Below are 18,062 nucleotides of genomic sequence, written 5' to 3'. Positions count from 1 at the left end.
AGCCGGACAAGCGCAATCCATGCCCCCGGACCTCCGTGGATAGGGAGATCGCCCTTCCGCGTCGAATCCAAAGTCGAGAATGCACAATCGCGTTTCCAGTAAAGCCGGACGAGGTAGCTCATGGGCACGGACTGGGCACACGCCATAGCCCTGCAGCACTGCGCCTGGAGCGTCGGCTTGGGAGCGCAGGAAGTCAGAGCTTCTTGCCGACGGCTCCGTACGCGCCTGCTATGCGGGTGGCGCGGGTGGGATCGTCGTCCGGCTGCCAGTCGAAGACCGCGACCATGCCGGGTTCCACGAGTTCGAAGCCGTCGAAGAACCGGGTGATCTCGGCACCGCTGCGAGGGGTGAAGGCCATGGGGCCGGTGTTGTACGCCTTCGCGCTGGCGCCCACGGCTTCGGGTTCGAAGTCGGCGGTGACGTGAGAGATGGCCAGGTAGCTCCCGGGTGTCACGGCGTCGGTGTACCGCTTGACGATGCCGAAGGGGTCCTCTTCGTCCTTGATGAACATCAGCGTGCCCACGATCACGATGGCGATCGGCTCGTCGAAGTCGAGGGTCGCCAGCACGTTCGGATGCGTCAGGATGCTCTCCGGGTCGCGGAGATCGGCCTCAATGTAGCTGGTCTTGCCTTCGGGTGTGCCGCGCAGAAGCGCACGGGCGTGGGTCATCACGATGGGGTCGTTGTCGACGTAGACGACCTTGGCCTCCGGGATCGCTCCCTGCGCGACCTCGTGCGTGTTGCCCTGCGTGGGGATGCCGGTGCCGATGTCCAGGAACTGGCGGATTCCCTGTTCCGCAAGGAAGCGCACCGCGCGTCCCAGGAAGGCGCGGTTGTCCCTTGCTCCCTGGACCACTCCGGGGGAGGCGAGCCTGGTGGCTTCAGCGACCTTGCGGTCGGCTTCGAAGTTGTCCTTGCCGCCGAGCCAGTAGTCGTACACGCGAGCGGAATGCGGCACCGAGGTGTCGATCTTCACCGACGTCGACTCCGGGATCTCAGACAACGGGGGGAAGTGCGCGTCGCTGGCCATGCCGGTCTCCAGGGAAAGCGGTTTTTGCTGATCTTAGCCGCAGTCGATCTCGAGTAGATCGTCCGGGTGTCCCCGCACCGATCGCAGCGATCCTGCGTCCCCCGAAAATCTCATCGATGCAGCTCAAGGGCAGAGATCTGTCTGCGTAGAAAGCCCGCGTTCCGTCTTAATCCGTAGGCTGGGGATTCGAATCCCTGGCGTCCTACCACTTTAACCGTTTCCGTAGTCGCCGGATCACCGAGTGAGTCACGTCCGTGCCGAGTGGGCCGCCTTTGTGACACGGGTCGTCATGCGTGGACCGAGGGAGGCCGTGCGGGCGGCGAAGGGGAGATGCGCGTCTTCTGGTCGGTATGCTTGTCGCTGGCTCGCCCAGCGCACGTCACCATCGCGGTCCTGACCGCCGTCCGACCTGGAACGAGTATGTCCTGACCCGGGTGTCCGTCAACGACCCCGCGCGCTACACGTTGCCGCTCGGCCTGGAGTCCTGATCTCCAGCCAGATCCCCGCTACAACGAGGTCATGGCCGCGTCCCTGATCATCGTCCTCCCGGTCATCGGCCTGTTCCCGGTTCGTCGATGGCGCCGTGGAAGCGATCAAGGTTCGCGACCTCAAAGACCCTCGTAAGTGCGGGATGCGCCGATTCGGAAGGAGCCTGCTACCCGAAATCAACCCGAAGGACGCGGATATGGGACGCGCATCCCGACTTATCACGATGCTGGGCGTGGGGCTGCTCGCCACCGCGTTCGCGTCGCCGGCCCGCGGCGACCAGGCCCAGGCCGGGAAGCCAGGTCTGGACAGGTTCTACACCCAGCAGCTCAGCTGGACCGGCTGCGGCGGCGGCTTCCAGTGCGCGAAGCTGACCGTGCCGCTGGACTACCGCGACGCCGGCGGGGAGACCATTCAGCTGGCGGTGATCCGGCTGCGGGCCAGCGGGAGCAAGCGCATCGGCTCCCTGGTCACCAACCCCGGCGGCCCAGGCGGGTCGGGGCTGGAGTTCCTGCGCGACGAGAGCGCCGCCTTCGGCTCGGCGCTGCGGGCCCAGTTCGACCTGGTCAGCTTCGACCCGCGCGGGGTGGGTGAGTCAGCGCCGGTACGGTGTCTGACCGGCCCGGAGCAGGACGCGTACTTCGCCATGGACGACAGCCCCGAGACCAGGGCGGAGGAGAAGGCGCTGGAGGTGGCGGATCGCAAGTACCTGAAGGCGTGCGAAACCAACTCCGGCCGCCTGCTGCCGCACGTCGGCACCCTCGACGCGGCACGGGACATGGACGTGCTGCGCGCCGCGCTCGGTGACCAGCGAATGACCTACCTGGGCTTCTCCTACGGCACCTACCTGGGCGCGGTCTACGCCGACCTGTTCCCCAAGCGGGTCAGGGCGATGACCCTGGACGGCGCGATGGACCCCGCGCTCACCGAAAACGAGGCGGACGAAAGCCAGGGCGCGGGCTTCGACGTGGCCTACACCGCCTTCGTCAAGGACTGCTTCAAGGCCGCGAACTGCCCGTTCGAGGGGCGTACCGTGGCCAAGGCGTTCGCCGAGACCAAAAAGCTGCTGAAGCGGGCCGACCGCAAGGCCCTTCCCTCCTCGACGGACAGCAGGAAGGTGACCGAGCAGGTGGTGCTGACCGGCATCCAGTCCGCCATGTACAGCGCCGACAGCTGGCCGGATCTGCGGGACGCGCTGGCCGAGGGATTCAAGGGCGACGGCACCGCGCTCCAGGCGCTGGCCGACTTCTACAACGAGCGGCGTCCGGATGGGACCTACAGCAACCTGAACGACGCGTTTCGGGCGATCAACTGCGCCGACCAGCCTCGGGGCGCTTCCGCCGCGACCCGCCCGCGGTCGGTCTCCGCCGGTAAGAACGGCGGGAAGCCGGACCTGTTCGGCGACTACTTCACCGACGGGGAGGACACGACCGACTGGTGCGCGGACTGGCCGGCCAAGCCGTCCCCGGTGCCCCGGTCGCTACCGGCCAAGGGCTCCGCGCCCATCCTGGTGGTGGGCATGGTACGTGACTCGGCCACGCCGTACGCGCAGGCCAAGGCGCTGGCCAGGCAGTTCGACTCCGGAGTGCTGCTCACCTTCGACGGGGACGGGCACACCGCCTTCTTTCAGTCAGGATGCGTGAAGGGGCAGGTCAGCGCGTACCTGCTGACGGGGAAGACTCCCAGGGACGGGACCGTCTGCGCCTCGGGTACCTGATCAGGTCGTTGTCAGTGCTGTGGGATGCCCCGCAGGTCGGACCGCAGATCAAGCGCCCTACGGCTCTTGGAGCGGTACACGGTTCAGCGGGGACGGCGGCCCTTCCTGCCTCGGCCGGTTTGCGCGCCCCGGCGACCCGACCCGTCCGGAGCGGGGTTCCGCGCCTTCCTCGGGGCAGGCTCGGGGGTACGGCCCCGTGAGCTGTTCACCGTACGCCCACGGACGATGCCGATGAAGTCCTCCACCAGCTCAGTCGTCGCCTCCGTGGGCCAGGCCAGCGCGATGCCCGACTGCGGCGTCTCCGCGACCGGCCGGTAGATCAGATCTTTGCGGTGGTACAGGCGCGCCAGCGACTGCGGGACCAGCAGCAGCCCGGCCCCCGCCGCCACCAGTTCGATCGCCTTCGCCGTCGTGTCCGGACGCGTGAAAGCCGGCAGCCCGGGCGTGGCCGTCCACTCAAGGGTGTCGTCCATCGGACGGAACACCTCCTCGTCGGCGAGATCGGCGACAGTCACCTCGTCGGCGGCGGCCACCAGGTGATCCTTCGGCGCCACGACCACGGTGGTCTCGACATAGAGAGGGATCACGCTGAGCCCTTCGCGGTCCACGGGCAGCCGTACGAACCCGGCGTCGGCGCAGCCGTCGTGCAGGACCTTCACCACCTCGGCGGCGGCGACGGAGACCAGGGTGAGTGGCACGCCGGGCACACGCTCGGCCCAGAGGTTGACCCATTTGGCGGGCGTCACCCCGGGCACGTAAGCCAGCCGGAACTCCCTGTCAATCACCTCCTCACGGTACCGGTGTCAGAGAAGACGGCTTCGCGCCCTACCCTTGACACCATGGCCAAGCTCAAGACCACCCAGACGATGAAGCCCGCGACCGCGGCCAAGAAGCTGGGTGTGCTCCTCTCGGCTACTCCCGCCGAGTTCCGGGAGGGCGTCGTCTCCAGGGATGAGCTGAACGCGCTGCAGGCCGATCCGCCGGCGTGGCTGGCCGATCTGCGGCGCAACGGGCCGCACCCCAGGCAGGTCGTCGCCGTGAAGCTGGGCATCTCCAACTCGGGCCTGGCCAGGGCCGGCATCACCGGGCCGCTCACCACCGCCGAGATCGACGCCATCAAGGCGGAGGACCCCGAGTGGTTGAAGCGCGAGCGGTCGGTTCAGGCCGAGGTGCGCAAGGAAGCGCAGCGCCTCGACCAGCGCTAGTCAGCCGAAGTGGCGGTCTGGCCCGGTTCGGCCCCCGCTGAATTTTCCAGCACGGCCGGGTGAGCATCCCCACGTGCCGAGTCTGCTGCGCTGTGTCCCCGCGCCGCCGTTGACTCCAGCCGGCCGCCGGTGGCCCCGCCTGGCGGTGCTGTTCGCCTGTACGGGCAACAGCTCCCGCTCACCGATCGCCGAAGCCTTGCTACGGCACCGCACACCCATGACGGCACCCGACCGCTACGCCAGCGTCCGCTACCTCGTCGACGACGTCCAGGCGGGCGTCGACTTCTACACCACCAACCTCGGCTTCACCGTGAACACCAACGCCGCACCGGCTTTCGCCGACGTGGTACGCGGGCCGCTGCGGCTGCTGCTGTCCGGGCCCGCCAGCTCCGGCGCCCGCGCCACACCCGCCGAATCCGCCGTCGCGGGCGGCAACCGAATCCACCTGACAGTCGAGGACCTGGACGCCGAGATCGCCCGGCTGCGGGCCGCGGGCCTGCCCTTCCGCAGCGACGTGCCTGACGGCCGCTCCTACCATGGAGATGAGGAGGCAAGACATCGCGGCCCCTGTCGTATCCCCCTGCGGTCGGGACCGTGTGGGAAGGAGATCGGCATGTCAGTGCGGTTGAACCACACGATCGTGGCAGCGCGTGACCGCGAGGAGACCGCCGCGTTTCTGGTGGAGATTCTCGGTCTGCCGGCCGCGACGGCCTTCGGGCCGTTCCTCGTCGTCGAACTCGGCAACGAGGTGTCCCTCGACGTCGCCGGGACCGACGGCGCCGTGCACCCCCAGCACTATGCCTTCCTGGTCACCGAGGAGGAGTTCGACCAGATCTGGGGCCGGATCAAGGGCCGCGGACTCACCTTCTGGGCCGACCCTTTCCACCAGCGGCCAGGTGAGATCAACACCAACGACGGCGGTCGCGGCCTGTACTGGTCCGACCCCAACGGCCACAACCTGGAGATCATCACTCGCCCGTACGGAGGGTGAGCCTGTCAGATCACCGTGACGGTGAATATGCCCGGCGCGCAGTCGGGGGCGTCGTCGACGGCCCCCTCGCGCCCGGCTGGATGGTCAGGTCGATGTCGCCGTTGATTCGTGCGGCCGTGATCGATGGTGGTGCCAAAATTGAGTAGGACTCTACTCAACGCAGAGAGAACCTCCGCGCCTGATCCTGAAGGAAATCCCCACCAGCCCTCAGGAGCTCGTAATGGATCGTTCCACCGCCCTCAAGCTCGTCGTCACCGCGCTGACCTTGGGCTTGGCCTCGGTCGCCACTCCGGCGCAGGCGGCCGCCGCCCCCAAGCAGGTGATATTCGTCAACGTCCAGACCGGCAAGTGCCTCACCATCGCGGGCGGGCTCAGCACCGCCAACAACCACCCGGCCGTGCAGTACACCTGTGACACCCACCTCTCCAGGCGCTGGCTGATGGAGAAGGGCGTCGGCGGCGGGCTGCGCGTTCGGAACGCCCAGACGAAAAAGTGCCTGACGATCGCCGGTGGCGTCAGCAAGGCCAACAACGTCCGGGCCCTGCAGTACAACTGCGACACCCACCCGTCGCGGTCGTGGACCTTCACCCCGGACGGCAAGACCGGCAACTACTGGATCAGGAACGTCCAGACCGGCAAGTGCGTGACCATCGCCGGTGGCGTCAGCAAGGCGAACAACGTCGAGGCGCTCCAGTACACCTGCGACAGCCACCCCTCCCGCGTCTGGCACCTGGTCTACGTGAGCTGACGCGTACGTTCGGCGGATCGTCGCCGGCCTGAGCCGGCGACGATCTCCACAGCTCAACAGACCTCCGTGGCCGAATAGAGGGCGATCTCCTCGGCGGTGAGCCGTCGGGGCGTGCTCGCGCAGATGCGGCCGACGGCGGTCGCCGCGTCGAGTCTCCAGGTCAGCACCCGGTTCTCGTTCGCGCCCGAGATCAGCGTGTCCGGAGAGACGAAGGCCAGCGCCTGGACCCTCGTGTCGTGGCCGGTCAGCGTGACGATCTCCCTGGTCGTCCGGGCGTCCCACACGATGATGGTCCTGCTTTCGCCACCGGCCGCGACGGTGCGATCGTCAGGGCTGAAGGCCACGCTGAGGACCGGCGCGGTGTGGCCGGTCAAGGTCGCGCGGTGGGCGCCCGTGGCCGCGTCCCACAGCCGCACGGTGGTGCCGCCCGCGGTCGCGATCGTCCTGCCGTCCGAGCTGACCGCGATGTCGGTGAGGCCGCCCTGCCCGGTTCGCAGCAGGCGTCTGTCCTCGCCGGTGCGCATGTCGTGGCGGATGACCACGTCGTCGGCGCTGGCGGAGTACAGGAAGGCGCCGTCCGGGCTGAACTCCAGCGAGTTGGCGAGCTGGTACTCGTTGCCGAAGGCGGCGGCCGTCGGCTTGCCCGGTTTCCCCAAATCCATCCGCCATCGGCCGAGGGCCGCGGTCACCACCTCGTTCGGCGCGTCTGGCCGGAAGGCGACGTCCGTAGATGAACCGGACGCGTCGTAGCGGATCAGCGCGTCCTCGCCGCCGTCGGCCAGGTTCCACACGGTGACCTCGTGGTCGCGGGTGACCGCCGCGAGTGACCGCCCGTCGGGGCTGAAGGCGACCGCCTCAACGGAGTCCGCGTGCCCGTCGAGCACGCGGAGCAGCCTGCCGCCGGTGTCCCAGAGCCGGACCGATCCATCGCCGCTCGCGGTCGCGACGGTACGCCTGTCGGGTGAGACGTCCAGGTCGTTGACCCGCCCGGTGTGCCCGGCGAAGGCGTCACCCAGATCCCGTACGACGATGGGCCCGTTCAACCCCGACGAGGCCAGGGTACGGCCGTCCGGGCTGAGCGCCACGACGAGCGCCTCGGCGCGGCGGCGATCCTGGTACGTCTCCAGCGGCATGCCCCGCTCGGTGTCCCAGACCGTGATCAGCCCGTTCTCGTCGGCGACCGCGAGCCGGCCGGCGGTCACCGCGGACATCGACCAGGCCCAGGGCTCCTGGTACGGCAACGTCCTGGCCTTGCGCACCCGATCTCCCGACACCGACCAGAACTCGACGTCGTGCTGCCTGGCGATCACCAGAAGGCGGCCGGTGTCGTCGAAGGCGGCGGCACCGACCCGGTCGTCCTCGATCGCCAGCCGGGAGGTCTTGGTGGCGAGGTCCCAGACGACGACGCCGGTGTGCCGGATGGCGGCGAACAGGTGCGTACCGTCCGGGCTGAAGGCCAGCGCGGCGACTCGTCCGTCGGCGTAGCGGAAGGTCAGGTCCGGACCGCCGCGAAGGTCGATCACCCGGACCCTGCCTTCGACGTCGCCGACCGCGATCCTGGTGCCGTCCGGGGACAGCGCCATGGTCCGCATCCGCTGTCCGACCTCGCGCTGGAAGCGTACGGTGCCGCTCGGCATGTCCCGGACGATCAGGATGCCGATGGCGCTCATGCCCTCGGCGAGCGTGACCAGCGTCCGGCCGTCGGCGTCGAACGCGGCCTGCAGCACGGTCGGCGGCACCTTCGAGGGCTCCAGTCGCCGGTGCTCGCCGTACTGGGCGAGCAGTTTGCCGGTCTTCGCCTCCCACACCGACACGTAGCCCTGGTCGTCCCCGGTGACGAGGTGGCGTCCGTCCACGCTGAACCGCATCGCGAAGACCTGCCGGCCGTCGGGTTTGAACACCTGGTGCCATCGCGCGGAGGCGGCCGTGCTGACCAGCGCGCTGAGGGTTCGCGGGTCGGGGCTCTCCTGGTAGGCGGAGACCGCCAGCAGCCCGGCCAGGTCGGGGTCGGTGCCGACCATGGACTGGGCGGTCAGCGCGAGCTGCCGGGCCTGCGCGGCCGACCTGGCCAGCTCCGCCGCCTGGCTCTGGTCCAGGGCGACGACGGTTCCGCCCGCCGCCAGGAGCACCAGGACCGTCAGCGCGACGAGCATCCGGCGCAGTTGCCGGATCCGGCGGCGCTCGACGGTCCGCTCGGCGCGCTGCCGGGCCTCGCTGGCCAGCAGGAACTGCCGCTCCAGCCGGTTGAGCTCGTTGGGGTGCTCGTCCGCCCAGCTCAGCGTGGTCTGCAGCGGCGCGTCCCGGTAGAGCGCGCCGGAGTCGCGCTGCAGGGCCAGCCAGTGCTGCGCGGCCTGGGTGAGCCGGTGGTGCACGATCAGGTCGGCGCGGTCGGCGGTCAGCCAGCCGTGCAGCCGGGGCCAGGACCGGATCAGCACCTCGTGCGCCACCTCCACGGTCCGCGTGTCCAGGACGACCAGCCGCGCGGCGGCCAGCCGGTCCAGCACCCGCTCGACCACGTCGGGGTCGCCGATGCCGTCCAGCTCGGCGCGGGTGACCGGTCGCCGCGAGTCCTCCCCGCCGTCGCCGAGCGCGGTCAGCCGCAGGAAGATCCGCCGGACGGCACGCTGCTCCGGCTCGGTGAGGCCGTGGTAGAGCTGCTCGGCGGACTGGGCGATCGCCCCGCGTACCCCGCCGATGGCCCGATAGCCGGCCAGCGTCAGCTCCCCGTCAGCGCTGCGCCGCCAGGTCTCGCGCAGCGCGTGCGACAGCAGCGGCAGGGCGCCCGGTTCCGTGCCGGTGTCGGTCAGCGCGGCGGCCAGCAGTTCGGGTTCCACGACGAGCCCCACCGCCGCCGCCGGCCGGGTCACCATTTCCCTGAGTTCGAAGACGGTCGGCGGGCCGAGCAGCAGCGTGCCCTCGCCGGCGATCGCCTCGACCAGCTCGCCGTACCGGCTGACCTGGCCGAGCATGTCGGCGCGGATCCCGAGCACCAGGACGGCCTTGGGTTCGCGGCTCGCCTCGATCAGGGCCGTGACGAATTCCTGCCGCTCGGCCTCGTCCGAGCAGAGCGTGAACACCTCTTCGAACTGGTCGACGACGATCACGCCCGGCTGGCCCGCGATCCGGGCGAACGCCTGGAGCGGCTGCGCGGTCGGCGTGATCAGCGCTCCCTCCGGCGCGACCGAGCCGAGCAGGCCCGCGCGGAGCAGCGACGATTTCCCCGACCCGGACGCGCCCACCACCGCGATCACCGACCGCCGCGCCGTCAGGTCGGCCAGCCGGTTGAGCACCGTGTCCCGCCCGAAGAACAGTGCGGCGTCCTCCTGCTGGAAAGCGGCCAGCCCCTGGTACGGGTTCCCGGCCCGCGCCACCCTCACCGACCCTGCCAGGGCCGCGCCGGGACGCGCGAGCAGGCTGGGATCGGCCAGCAGGATGGCCTCGTGTAACTGCCGCAGGTCCAGTCCCGGCTCGATGCCCAGCTGGTCGACGAAGCTGGCGGTGACCTCGCGGTACATCTCCAGCGCCTCGGCCTGCCTGCCGCTGCGGTACAGCGCGAGCATGCACTGCCCGACGAGTTTCTCCCGGAACGGGTGAGTACGCACCAGTCCGGTCAGTTCACTGGCGAGTTCGGCCGCCCGCCCCAGCTGCAGCTCCGCGTCGGCCCAGTGCTCGTACGCGCTGAGGCGCAGCCGCTCCAGGTGCTCGGACTCCTCCGCCAGCGGCAGGCAGTCCCCGAACTCCTCGTACGCCGGGCCGCGCCACAGATCGAGGGACTGCCGCAGCGTCCGTCCGGCACCGGGGATGTCGCCCGCCGCCAGCGCGTTCCGGCCGTCCGCGAGGAGACTCCGGAACCGTACGAGATCGAGGTTGTCCTCGGGCATGACCCGGTAGCCGGCGCCGGACCGGTGGATCCGCTCCGGGCCCAGCGCCCGGCGCAGGCGGTGCACGTACAGGGAGAGGTTCTGCCGGGCCGAGGCCGGCGCGCGGTCGCCCCAGACCGCGTCGACCAGCCAGTCGGCCGACACCACCCGGTCCGCCTGCGACAGCAGCAGAGCCAGGACCAGTTTGACCTTGGGTGCGCTACCCAAGGCGACGACCTGCCCGTCCCGGAGCACCTGGAGCGGCCCGAGTACCTGAAAATCCACGCCCTCCCCCAACCGCCGCCGGTTACCGTCGGCGCAAGTCGAACGCGGAATCGCCCCAGACCGTCTGGACCGTGCAGCGAATTCCGTGCCTCTCGCCCGTACAATTCGCGGCCTCTGGCTCGGCCAACCTGTTCATGGACACACTTCGGGAGCAGGCCAAGTATGCCCGAAATGTCGTGGGGCTTCGGATCAGTTGGGTTGCGGTTGAGTGAAGGAGGCGGTTCGACGGGGGTCGATCGCGGCTACGACGCCATGAGGCTGGGCTGAATATACGGAAATGGACCTGAGCAGCGCATATACGCCGAATATAGACCGGCTCGATACCTATTGCGGCATGGCGAAAGCAACAAAGGAGAGGCAGAAGACGGGCGATCGACGACTCCTGCGATCCACCGGCTGATCCCCTGAAGGCCGGTCGCAGGGGCACCGGCCTTCAGGGGCACATGACGCCGCTTGGCCACACCGGTACGGGTTGCGGATGATATGGGTCATGCGGTTCGGGATCCTGGGGGTCACGCGGGCGTGGCGTGACGACGGGAGCGAGGTGGCGCTCGGCGGCCCGGCCCGGCGGGGACTGCTGGCGTTGCTGGCGATACGGGCCGGTGAGACGGTGCCCGCCGAGCGGCTGATCGACGACCTGTACGGCGGGCGGTTCTCCGACGGCTCAGCACACGCCCTGCAGTCGCAGGTGTCACGACTGCGGCGAGCGCTGGGCCCGGAAGCCGAGATCGCGTTCGCGCCGGAGGGCTATCGCCTGGCGGCAGACCCCGACCACGTCGACGCGTACCGGTTCGAGCGCCTCGCGGACGAGGGCCGGCGGTTTCTGGCGGAGGGTGATCCCGCGCGGGCGGCGGAGTCGCTGCGTGCGGCGTTATCCCTGTGGCGTGGCCCCGCGTTGACCGACGCCGCCGACGCCGGGACCGCGCGGGCCGAGGCGGCGCGGCTCGAAGAGCGCAGGCTCGGCGCGCTGGAGGACCGGATCGAGGCGGACCTCCGACAGGGCGGGCACCGGGCGGTCGTGCCCGAGCTGCGGGAGTTGACCGCGTCGCATCCGCTGCGGGAACGACTCGGGGCTCTGCTCATGCGCGCGCTGCGCGCCGACGGCAGGCAGGCCGAGGCGCTCCTGGTCTTCGAGGAGATCCGCCGGTCGCTCGCCGGCGAGCTCGGCGCGGACCCCGGGCCGGAACTCGCCGCGATCCACCGTTCGCTGCTGCGCGGCGAGCCGGCCGCGCCCGGGCTCCCCGCCCGGCTCACCACCTTCGTGGGCCGCGCGGACGACCTCGCGGCGGTCGCCGACCTGCTGGCCAGGACCCGCCTGGTTACCCTCGTGGGCGCCGGTGGCGTGGGCAAGACCCGCTTGGCCGTCGAGGCGGCGGGCCCGGTGCCCGACGTGTGCCTGGTGGAGCTGGCCCGGGTGCGCGACGGGGCGGAGGTGCCCACTGCCGTGCTCGGCGCGCTCGGGTTGCGGGACAGCGGCTTTCACGCCGGGCCGGCCGTTCCCGAGTCACGGCTGGTGGCGGCCCTGGACCAGCGGGCGATGCTGCTGGTGCTGGACAACTGCGAACATCTGGTGGACGCGGTGGCGGTGCTGGCGGAGCGGCTGCTGCGACGCTGCCCCCTGCTGCGGGTGCTGGCGACCAGCCGGGAGCCGCTGGGCATCACCGGCGAGAATCTGTGGCCGGTCCGCCCGCTCGCGTCGGCTCCGGCCGTACGGCTGTTCGCCGACCGGGCGGCCGCCGTACGGCCCGGTTTCGTGGTGGACGATGCGGTACGGCGCGTCTGTGGGGGCCTGGACGGGCTGCCGCTGGCGATCGAGCTGGCGGCGGCACGGCTGCGTACCCTCGGCGTCGAGGAGCTGGCGGCCGGGCTGGACGACCGCTTCGCGCTGCTGTCGCGCGGCAGCCGTACCGCCGACGCGCGGCACCGGACGCTGCGCGCGGTCGTGGCCTGGAGCTGGGACCTGCTCTCGGCGTCCGAAAGGGTGCTGGCCAGACGCCTGACCGTCTTCGACGGCGGTGCCACCGCCGAGGCGGCGCGATGGGTCTGCGGGGTCCCCGATGCCGGGGACGTGCTGGACTCCCTGGCCGACAAGTCCTTCGTCGAGGTCGCCGGGGGCCGCTACCGGATGCTGGAGACGATCCGCGACTACTGCGCGGAGCGCCTCGTGGCGGCGGGCGAGGCGGACGCCGTACGGCGGGCGCACGCGGACCACTACCGGGAGCTGGCCAGGACCGCCGATCCGTGGCTGCGGGGGCGCGAGCAGCTGCGGTGGCTGGCCACGCTCACGGCGGAGGACGGGAACCTGCACGCCGCCCTGCGCTGGACGGCCGAGTCCGGCGAGATCGGGCCCGGGTTCGAGCTGATGGCGTCCATGGCCTGGTACGTCTGGCTGCGCGGCACCCGTGCCGCGGTGACGCCGTGGGCGGTCGCGCTGCTGACGGCGGCCCACGCCGGTCCCCCCGAGGGGATGGAGACCGGCTATGTGCTGGCCGCGCTGATCGCGGCCGCCGGAGGCGAGTCGGAGCTGTGGGAACGATGCCGGCCGGCGGCCGAGTCGCTCGTCGCCCGTGCGGAGCCGCCGGGGCATCCGGCCGTCGCGTTCCTGTGGGCCGTGATCAACACCGCGGCCCGGGGGGACCCGGTGGTCATGTGGTCGTCGATCGAGCGCGGCCGGGTGGCGGCGGATCCGTGGCAGGCGGCGATCGGCCAGGTCGTGTGGGGCTACTCGCGGCTCATGACGCGTGACGCCGCGGCCGCCGGGGAGGCGTTCGGTACGGCCGCCCGGGCATTTCGGGCGCTCGGCGACCGCTGGGGGACGGCGCTGGCGCTGGACGCGCTGGCGAGCCTGGCGTACCTGCGGGACGACCCCGGCGAAGCGATCGTGCTGACCGGTGAGGCGATCGCCGCCACCGAGCGGCTCGGCGCGCTGGAGGACGTCGCGGACCTGCTGTGCAACCGGGGCGACTACCGCGTCCATCAGGCGGTCCACCAGGCCAGGTCGGCGGCGATCCTGGCCGAGGCGCGCGCGGACTACGAGCGGGCGGCCGAGATCGCCCGCCGTGCGGGCAGTCCCACCTACCTCGCGGCCGCGATGACCGGGCTCGGCGACATCGCCAGGCTCGGCGGTGACCTGGCCGGGGCGCGCCGCCTGTACGAGCAGGCTCTGGAGCGTTTCCAGGCCGGCTGGCTGAAGAGCACCAGGAGCCGCTTCAACACGCTGATGGGCCTCGGCCAGGTCGCGGAAGCCTCGGGCGCGCCCGGCGAGGCCCGGGTCTGGTACGTGCGCGCCGTCGAAGCCGCCCTGGCCGGGCCGCTGCCCGAAGGCGCCCGCGCGATCGACGCCCTCGCCGGGATAGCCCTGGCCGGGAACGACGCGGAGGCCGCGGCCCGGCTGCTCGGCGCCGCCACGGTGCTGCGGGGCGACGCCCGGCCCGGCCCGGCGAAGCTCGCCGACTCGGCGCGGGCCGCCTTGGGCGACTCGCCGTACCAGACCGCCTATCTGGCCGGTACGCGGCTGCCCCTCGCCGGCGTCCTTCGCTTGGTCGGCGTTTCCGAGCCGGTCATCCGCGAGTTGGCCGAACACATGGCCGTGGACCGGTGAGGCGGCGGTGAGCGGCCGGTGAGCGTGAGCGGACACGCTCGTGGCATGACCACCACACGAACGAACACGAACATCCTGATCTCGGGGGCCAGCGTCGCCGGACCGGCGCTGGCCTACTGGCTGCGCCGGCACGGGTTCACCGTCACCGTGGTCGAACGCGCCACCGCCCTGCGCGACGGCGGCTACGCGGTCGACTTCCGCGGCGATGTGCAACTGTCCCTGCTCCGCCGCATGGGCATCCTGGCCGACGTCGAGCGCGAACAGACCCACATGGGCGACATGTCGTACGTCAACGCCGCAGGTAAGAAGGTGGCCACCATGCCCTCCGTGGCGAGCGGCGACCTGGAGATCTTCCGCGGCGACCTCGCCCGCATCCTGTACGACGCCACCAAGGACGACACCGAATACCTCTTCGGCGACTCCATCACCGCCCTGACCGAGGACGACGAGGGCGTGTGGGTCACCTTCGAGCGGGCCGCGCCCCGCCGGTACGACCTGGTCGTCGGCGCCGACGGGCTGCACTCCAACGTACGCGCCCTGGCCTTCGGCCCCGATCGGGACGCGATCGAGCACCTCGGCCTCTACTGTGCCGTCTTCACCATGGACAACCACCTGGGGCTGGACCACGCCGGACTCACGTACGTCGTCCCCGGCAAGGTCGTGTGCGTCTACAGCGCCCGGCACAACACCGAGGCGAAGGCGATGTTCTTCTTCGGGTCGCCGCCGTTCCCCTATGACCGGCACGACACCGGCCGGCAGAAGAAGATCGTCGCCGAGGTGTTCGACGGGATCGGCTGGGAGACGCCCCGGCTGCTCGACGCGATGGGAAAGGACCCCGACTTCTACTTCGACTCCGTCAGCCAGGTCCACCTGGACAGCTGGTCCCGCGGCCGCGTCGTACTGCTCGGCGACGCCGCCCACTCCCCCTCGCTGCTGTCGGGCATGGGCACCGGGCTGGCCATGGTCGGCGCGTACGTCCTGGCGGGAGAGCTGGCCGCGGCGGGCGGGGACCACCAAGCCGGCTTCGCGGGCTACGAGGAGGCGATGCGCGACTACGTCGCCGGCTGCCAGCGGGCGGGCCAGGGCATCGCCAAGTGGATGGTCCCGACCAGCAGGTTCATGATCTGGTTCATCAATCTCAACTACCGCCTGCTGTCCTGTCTCCCGTGGAAGGGCCTCATGGCCCGCGCAATGATCAACGCCGCGAGAGGGACGGCCGGCGCCATCACCCTGAAGCCCTACGACTCAGCGCTCGGGGTGGGGCCGCCCATGTGAACCAGGAGTTTCCGCATGCGGTCGATCTCGATGCGCTGGTCGGCGTCGACGTGGGAGGCGTAGGTGAAGATCTCCGTCTCCTGGCCGCCGTCGCTGTTGAACAGCTTCTCGACCATCTGGAGCGCGCCCAGGTGATGGGCGATCATGCTCTGCACGAAGGCCCGGTCGAAGTCCGTGCCGGTGGCCTGCTTCAGTTCGGCGAACTGCTCCTCGGTCAGCATGCCGGGCATGAGCTCCCCGCCCGGACCCGCGTGATCGTGGTTCGGGTCCGGCACGGTCTGGTCGCGGTCCTGGAGCCAGCGTCGCATCAGCCCGATCTCGTCCTCCTGGGAGGCCTGGATCCGCTGGGCGATCAGAGTGATGTCCCGGTTCTTGGTGCGGGAGGGGACGAGTTCGGTCATCCGCAACGCCTGGGTGTGGTGCGGGATCATCCCCTGCATGAAAAGGACGTCGGCGGCCGTGAACTGAGGGTTGGCGGCCGCTGACACCGAGGCGGCGGGGAGCGTCTTTCCGGGATTGCCGGGAGCTCCCGGCTGAACGACCACGGGAGCGGTCTGCGCCTTGGGCGTCTCCGTGGTACATCCGGCGAGCACACCCGTGACCAGCGAAAATATGCCTATATATCGTAACGTGGCCATCGAACTCATTGCTTGGACCTGTTTCGCATCACTCGGTTATGTGTACCCGGAAACGTAGAGATGTCATGGTATAGAACATCAAGGTCATCTCCATTACAGTTCGCGGTGTAACACCGAAGTGGATCTCCCCCCAGCTGGCGTCAGAAGTGGCACCGGCAAGATCCCAGGTCGCCCCTCGCGATGATCAACTAGGGAGGGGATGCCCGAAAGAAGGGAAACGGCCCGTGAGAAGTAGCCGTACGGCACGTGGGGGACGTGCCAGACTACAAAAGCTCGGGATCATCGCCGTAGGCGCGTTATTGGCGGGACTCCTGCCGACCGCGACCTCGGCAGCGGCCGACGTCGACCCCCGGGTCGGCCTCGGCGCCGGCTGGCTGGACGCCCAGTCGGCCATCAGCGGACTGGAACAGACCGCCCACCGCGACAGGCCGGAGGGCTTCTTCAACCCCACCAACCCAGGCAGCGGTTCGTTCCTCAACTCCGACCTGGCGTTCAGCGGGAACTACGCGTTCTCCGGCAACTACAACGGTTTCAACATCTACGACATCTCCACGGGCGGCAACCCCGTCCTGAAGACCTCGGTGGTCTGCCCCGGCGGGCAGGGCGACCTGTCGGTGTACGGAAACCTGCTGTTCATGTCGGTGGAGGAGACCCGCGGCCGGATCGACTGTGGCACGCAGGGCGCGAGTGGAACGGTCAACCTCGAACGCTTCCGCGGTGTCCGGGTCTTCGACATCAGCGACATCGACCACCCGGTGCAGGTGGCGGCGGTGCAGACCTGCCGCGGCTCGCACACCCACTCGCTGGTGACCAGCGAGAACGAGCCGGAGAACGTCTACGTCTACGTCTCCGGAACCGCCGGCGTCCGCTCCGGTCAGGAGCTCGCGGGCTGCGCCAACACGGCGGCGACCGACCCGGCCACCTCGCTGTGGCGGATCGACGTCATCCGGGTGCCGCTGGCCGCGCCGCAGAACGCGGCGGTCGTGAGCAACCCCCGGCTGTTCACCGACCCGGTGTCCGGCGCGATCAACGGCCTCCAGAACACCCCGCCCACGCCGCAGCACCCGTCGGGCACGAACTGGTCGCCGCAGCCGGTCACCAACCAGTGCCACGACATCACGGCGTACCCGGAGATCGGTCTGGCCGCGGGCGCCTGCGCGGGTAACGGCATCCTGATCGACATCTCCGACCCGACGAACCCGACGCGGATCGACGCGGTCTCGGACCCGAACTACGCGTACTGGCACTCGGCCACCTTCAACAACGACGGTACGAAGGTCATCTTCACCGACGAGTGGGGCGGCGGCTCCGGTGCGCGCTGCCGGACCACCGACCTGCCGTCCTGGGGTGCGAACTCGATCTACGACATCGTCGGCGGCAAGCTCGTCTTCCGGAGCTACTACAAGCTCGCGCCGCCGCAGACGACCCAGGAGAACTGTGTCGCCCACAACGGGTCGCTCATCCCGATCCCCGGTCGTGACGTCATGGTCCAGGCCTGGTACCAGGGTGGCCTGTCGGTGTTCGACTTCACCGACTCCGCCAACCCGAGGGAGATCGCGTTCTTCGACCGTGGCCCGGTCAGCGCGACCTCGCTGGTCACCGGCGGTTTCTGGTCCGCGTACTGGTACAACGGCCACATCTACGGCAACGAGATCGTGCGCGGTTTCGACGCCTTCAAGTTGACGCCGAGCCAGTGGCTCAGCCAGGCCGAGATCAACGCGGCGACGGCCGTGAAGCTCGACCGGTTCAACGCGCAGCACCAGCCGAAGCTGACGCCCGGCCTCTCGCTGGCCGCGACCGCCCAGGCCCGCTGCGTGGGCACGTCGGCGCACCTGGCGGTCACGGCCGTCAACAACGGAACCGTGCCGGCGTCCGTGACGCTGACCACTCCGTACGGTGTCAAGACCTTCGCCGCGGTTGCTCCGGGCAAGCAGGCGTACCAGTCCTTCAACACCCGTACCGGGCAGCTCGCCGCCGGCTCGGTGAACGTGACGGGTACCGCGACGGTCGGTGGCCAGCAGGTCGCCGCGTCGCACGACCCCGCCTTCACCGCGGTCAGCTGCGCCTGATCGGACCGGTGGCCACCGGCGTACAAGCCGGGGACGCCGCTTAGTTCAACCGGGGCCGGCCGGCCGAAAAGGCCGGCCGGGCCCGCCCCCCAAATGTGGAGCTATCACATGAAAAGAACGCAGATACTCGCCGCGTCGGTCCTCGCCCTCGCCCTGA

General features: G+C 70.1%; 12 protein-coding genes. 8 read left to right on the top strand and 4 right to left on the bottom strand.

What is annotated here, in order from left to right:
* Positions 1-193: 193 nt before the first annotated feature.
* Positions 194-1,030 (bottom strand): SAM-dependent methyltransferase, encoded by an 837-nt coding sequence (locus tag Aph01nite_RS14195; protein WP_204041331.1) that lies wholly within the window; start codon positions 1,028-1,030, stop codon positions 194-196.
* Positions 1,031-1,380: 350 nt separating this feature from the next.
* On the opposite strand from Aph01nite_RS14195, the gene Aph01nite_RS14190 reads away from it, so the two are divergent.
* Both Aph01nite_RS14190 and Aph01nite_RS14185 read left to right on the top strand, forming a co-directional pair.
* Entirely contained in the window at positions 1,381-1,518 is a 138-nt protein-coding gene (locus tag Aph01nite_RS14190) for a hypothetical protein (protein ID WP_204041330.1), read from the top strand.
* A gap of 197 nt (positions 1,519-1,715) precedes the next feature.
* Complete coding sequence (locus Aph01nite_RS14185) at positions 1,716-3,233, top strand: alpha/beta hydrolase (protein ID WP_204041329.1); 1,518 nt, start codon at positions 1,716-1,718, stop codon at positions 3,231-3,233.
* An 83-nt stretch (positions 3,234-3,316) separates the two neighbouring features.
* Here Aph01nite_RS14185 and Aph01nite_RS14180 read toward each other — a convergent pair whose 3' ends face one another.
* Entirely contained in the window at positions 3,317-4,018 is a 702-nt protein-coding gene (locus Aph01nite_RS14180) for a LysR family substrate-binding domain-containing protein (RefSeq protein WP_239161674.1), read from the bottom strand.
* Positions 4,019-4,072: 54 nt separating this feature from the next.
* On the opposite strand from Aph01nite_RS14180, the gene Aph01nite_RS14175 reads away from it, so the two are divergent.
* The 3 genes from Aph01nite_RS14175 (at position 4,073) to Aph01nite_RS14155 (ending at position 6,177) form a co-directional block, all read left to right on the top strand.
* On the top strand, positions 4,073-4,438 hold the full coding sequence (locus Aph01nite_RS14175) for a DUF5997 family protein (RefSeq protein WP_204041328.1): 366 nt from the start codon (positions 4,073-4,075) through the stop codon (positions 4,436-4,438).
* 73 nt (positions 4,439-4,511) lie between these two features.
* The gene (locus Aph01nite_RS42450; protein WP_307836777.1) at positions 4,512-5,429 is read left to right on the top strand and encodes a VOC family protein; all 918 of its coding nucleotides are present in this window, start codon (positions 4,512-4,514) and stop codon (positions 5,427-5,429) included.
* A 220-nt stretch (positions 5,430-5,649) separates the two neighbouring features.
* Positions 5,650-6,177, top strand: coding sequence for an RICIN domain-containing protein (locus tag Aph01nite_RS14155; protein ID WP_204041327.1), 528 nt, complete (start codon positions 5,650-5,652; stop codon positions 6,175-6,177).
* 53 nt (positions 6,178-6,230) lie between these two features.
* Here Aph01nite_RS14155 and Aph01nite_RS14150 read toward each other — a convergent pair whose 3' ends face one another.
* Positions 6,231-10,322 carry an nSTAND1 domain-containing NTPase gene (locus Aph01nite_RS14150; RefSeq protein ID WP_204041326.1) on the bottom strand — a complete coding sequence of 1,364 codons (4,092 nt, stop codon included), beginning with the start codon at positions 10,320-10,322 and terminating at the stop codon, positions 6,231-6,233.
* Between the two features lie 490 nt (positions 10,323-10,812).
* On the opposite strand from Aph01nite_RS14150, the gene Aph01nite_RS14145 reads away from it, so the two are divergent.
* Together Aph01nite_RS14145 and Aph01nite_RS14140 are read left to right on the top strand one after the other, a co-directional pair.
* A complete protein-coding gene (locus Aph01nite_RS14145) occupies positions 10,813-13,923 on the top strand; it encodes an ATP-binding protein (RefSeq protein ID WP_204041325.1) in 3,111 nt (1,036 codons plus the stop codon).
* Positions 13,924-13,968: 45 nt separating this feature from the next.
* The gene (locus Aph01nite_RS14140) at positions 13,969-15,198 is read left to right on the top strand and encodes an FAD-dependent monooxygenase (RefSeq protein ID WP_204041324.1); all 1,230 of its coding nucleotides are present in this window, start codon (positions 13,969-13,971) and stop codon (positions 15,196-15,198) included.
* Here Aph01nite_RS14140 and Aph01nite_RS14135 read toward each other — a convergent pair.
* On the bottom strand, positions 15,162-15,836 hold the full coding sequence (locus Aph01nite_RS14135; protein ID WP_204041323.1) for a DUF305 domain-containing protein: 675 nt from the start codon (positions 15,834-15,836) through the stop codon (positions 15,162-15,164). The genes Aph01nite_RS14140 and Aph01nite_RS14135 overlap by 37 nt on opposite strands.
* Positions 15,837-16,135: 299 nt before the next feature.
* Between Aph01nite_RS14135 and Aph01nite_RS14130 the strand changes: the two genes are divergently transcribed.
* Entirely contained in the window at positions 16,136-17,905 is a 1,770-nt protein-coding gene (locus Aph01nite_RS14130) for an LVIVD repeat-containing protein (RefSeq protein ID WP_204041322.1), read from the top strand.
* Positions 17,906-18,062 lie beyond the last annotated feature (157 nt).

The sequence above is a fragment of the Acrocarpospora phusangensis genome (assembly GCF_016862995.1).
GTDB classification, from domain to species: Bacteria; Actinomycetota; Actinomycetes; order Streptosporangiales; family Streptosporangiaceae; genus Acrocarpospora; species Acrocarpospora phusangensis.
The sequence above is the reverse complement of the archived record's forward strand: the minus strand, read 5'-3'. Positions and strand labels throughout refer to the sequence as shown.